The following is a 3,017-nucleotide window of genomic DNA, read 5'->3' on the forward strand; positions in this document are numbered from 1 at the left end:
CCGCGGACGGTTCCGCGGCGGCGGCACCGCCGCCTGCCTCTGCCACTGTTTCGGGTTGTCACTGCCGGGATGTTCACTACCGGAATCTCACGTCCCGGCTCGCGCCGTCTCCCCGAGTCGGACGGCCGCGCTCAGCTCTCGTCGGGTCTCAGCTCTCCGCCAGGATGTGGGAGAGCTCTGTGTCGAGGTCGAAATGACGGTGTTCGGTGCCGGGTGGCACAGCGGCGTCGGTCCGCTTCAGGAACGACTCCAGGGCCCGCGCCGGGGCCTCGAGCAGAGCCTCCCCCTCCGGGGAGCTCAGGGCGATGCAGACGACGCCCTGGCCGTGGCTACGGGATGGCCACACTCTGACGTCGCCGGTGCCGGTGGGCCGGTGCAGGCCCTCGGCGAGAAGGTCGCGGGCGAAAACCCATTCGACCGTCTCTTCGGCTCCGGTGTGGAAGGTGGCGTGCACGGCGTAAGGGTCGGCCGTGTCATACCGCAGTCCCGCGGGTACAGGCAGTGAGGACTCGCTCGACACAACGAGGCGCAGGTGCAGCTCGCAGCTGACCGTGGTGTTCATAAGCGCCAGGGCCTTTCGCTCAGTGTGCGCTCGGGGATTCGCACGTCGGCGAAATCGACATGCCACCTACGGTGCCGTTGTAAACCCCTCTGACCGTTTTGCGGGTCTTCCGATAGCTCCAGCGGCCGAGTCGCGGGCCCGCCGGTGCCGCCATTACGGTGACTTCGGCGTATCGGGTAGGTTGGGTCACATGAATGCGGAGAGTGACGAGCGACGGGCGGGTGCCGTTCCACCGGCACCCGAGGTCGCGACGGGGGACGGTGCGTCGGAGGAGCCGGTTTTCGGTTCCCGGGCGCCGCAGTTCATCAAGCGGTCGCGCACGCTGCACCTGAGCTGGCAGGTCGGGGTCTTCGTCGTGGGCCTTGCGGTCGTGGTGGCGGGCATCATCATGCTGCCGCTGCCCGGTCCCGGCTGGCTGGTGATCTTCGGCGGGATGGCGATCTGGGCGACCGAGTTCGTCTGGGCGCAGCTGGTGCTGCGCTGGACGAAACGCAAGGTGACCGAGGCTGCCCATCGCGCCCTGGATCCGAAGGTGCGCAAGCGGAACATCATCCTGACCTCGATCGGGCTGGTGATCTGTGCCGTGGCGCTGACCGTGTACGTGTGGAAGTTCGGCCTCGTCATGCCCTGGAAGATCAAGGAGTGACCGGTGGCCGTCGGTCGGCCCGGGTACCGGGCCGGCCGTGATGGTCATGAGCACGGTCCGGCATGCGCTAATGTTGGGCGTGCGCCCGGGCGATTAGCTCAGCGGGAGAGCGCTTCGTTCACACCGAAGAGGTCACTGGTTCGAACCCAGTATCGCCCACCCCGGACCGAGGGCCCGGAGGCTTCACGCCTCCGGGCCCTCGGCGTTTTCGCGCCCCGTGAAGTGCCCGGTGAGGCGCTGCGGGCGCCCCGCCGTTGAAGCGCTTCCGCATCGATCCTGTCCGAACCGTTGACGTACGCGGCATCGATCCCTACTTTGGCCCGGCAAGCGCTTACCTAAAACGTTTCAAGCTTGGTTCTGGGGGCAGCTCGGACAGACCTGCCCGGGAGGGGCGTGTCATGAGTGCTCGGCGATGGACGGCGAGGGCGAGAGGGCTGCGGGGGGCCGCGGCGGGGCTGGTCGCGCTGGGGCTGTTGGCCACCGGCTGCGGCGGCGACGGCGGCAGCTCGTCCGGCGGGAAGGTGACCATCCGTTACGCCTGGTGGGGCGCCAAGGACCGGTCCGTCATGATCAAGAAGACGGTGAAGCTCTTCGAGAAGAAGCACCCGAACATCACCGTGAAGACGGACTTCGCCGAATACGCCGACTTCTGGAGCAAGTTCAATACCCAGGCCGCCGGCGGCAATGCGCCGGACGTCTTCCAGAACTCGTACGCCTTTCTGCGCAAGTACGGTGACAAGAATCTTCTCCTGGATCTCAACAAGCAGGTCAAGGAGGGAAATCTCAATCTGAAGGGTTTCCGGAACGGCCTGGAGAAATCCGGGGACATCGACGGAAAGCTCTACGGGGTGCCGGTGGGCGCCAATACCTTCGGCTTCTTCTACAACCCGGCCGCCTTCAAGAAGGCGGGCGTCACCGTCAAGGACGGATGGACGTGGGACGACTTCTTCGCCGCCGCGAAGAAGGTGCGGAAGTCCGACGGCACGCTCTACGGCTCCAGCGACAACGCCGGTGTGATGTACCTGTACGACCTGTACCTGCGTCAGCACGGCAAGGCGTTCTTCACCGAGGACAAGAAGCTCGGCTTCACCAAGGACGACCTCAAGCAGTGGTGGAACACCTGGCAGCAGCACGCCAAGGCGGGTGAGCTGGTGCCGGGCAAGAAGACCGAACAGGCCAAGCCCAAGGCGACGATCAGCGCCAACCTGTCGGCCGCCGAGTTCACCTGGGACAACTTCATGGTCCGCTTCGCGGCCGAGACCGACACCCCGCTCGAACTCGGGCCGCTGCCGACCACGGACGGCAAGAAGACCGGGCAGTACCTCTCCTCGCTGATGCTCAGCGGCTCCGCCCGCACCCAGCACCCCAAGGAAGTCGCCCAGCTCATCGACTTCATGACGCACGACCCCGAGGTCGGCAAGATCATGGGCTACAACCGCGGCATCCCCGCGACCACCGCCCAGTACGAGGCGTACAAGCCCACCGGCGTCGACGCCAAGATCGCCGCGTATGAGAAGAGCGTGGCCGGGAAGCTGGAGCCGATCACTCCGCATCCGGCCGGCACCGATGTCGCCGAGGCCGCCTTCCTGCGCACCTACACCGATGTCACGGTCGGCCAGAGCTCGGTGGACAAGGCCGTGGACCAGTTCTTCGACGAGGCGGAATCCGCGCTCGGCTCGTGAGGAGAGCTTCCGTGACACGAACCACGACGCGCGCGGCGGAGAAGGGGGCGGAGCGGTCGGCCGCCCCGCCCCGGCCCGAGGCCCGCAAGGGGGCCGCGCCGGACGCTCCGGGTGCGGCGGCCGGGCG

At 67.0% G+C, this 3,017-nt stretch carries 3 protein-coding genes and 1 tRNA gene; 3 read left to right on the forward strand and 1 reads right to left on the reverse strand.

Going from position 1 to position 3,017, the window contains the following annotated elements:
* Positions 1–148: 148 nt before the first annotated feature.
* Entirely contained in the window at positions 149–562 is a 414-nt protein-coding gene (locus EEJ42_RS15300) for an SsgA family sporulation/cell division regulator (RefSeq protein ID WP_003959770.1), read from the reverse strand.
* Positions 563–752: 190 nt separating this feature from the next.
* Between EEJ42_RS15300 and EEJ42_RS15305 the strand changes: the two genes are divergently transcribed.
* The 3 genes from EEJ42_RS15305 to EEJ42_RS15315 all read left to right on the forward strand — a co-directional run bounded on the left by EEJ42_RS15305 (position 753) and on the right by EEJ42_RS15315 (position 2,890).
* Entirely contained in the window at positions 753–1,208 is a 456-nt protein-coding gene (locus EEJ42_RS15305; RefSeq protein WP_123100498.1) for a TIGR02611 family protein, read from the forward strand.
* An 87-nt stretch (positions 1,209–1,295) separates the two neighbouring features.
* A tRNA-Val gene (locus tag EEJ42_RS15310) sits at positions 1,296–1,367 on the forward strand.
* A gap of 239 nt (positions 1,368–1,606) precedes the next feature.
* Entirely contained in the window at positions 1,607–2,890 is a 1,284-nt protein-coding gene (locus tag EEJ42_RS15315; RefSeq protein ID WP_123100499.1) for an ABC transporter substrate-binding protein, read from the forward strand.
* Positions 2,891–3,017 lie beyond the last annotated feature (127 nt).

The organism is Streptomyces botrytidirepellens, assembly GCF_003721215.1.
GTDB lineage: Bacteria > Actinomycetota > Actinomycetes > Streptomycetales > Streptomycetaceae > Streptomyces > Streptomyces himastatinicus.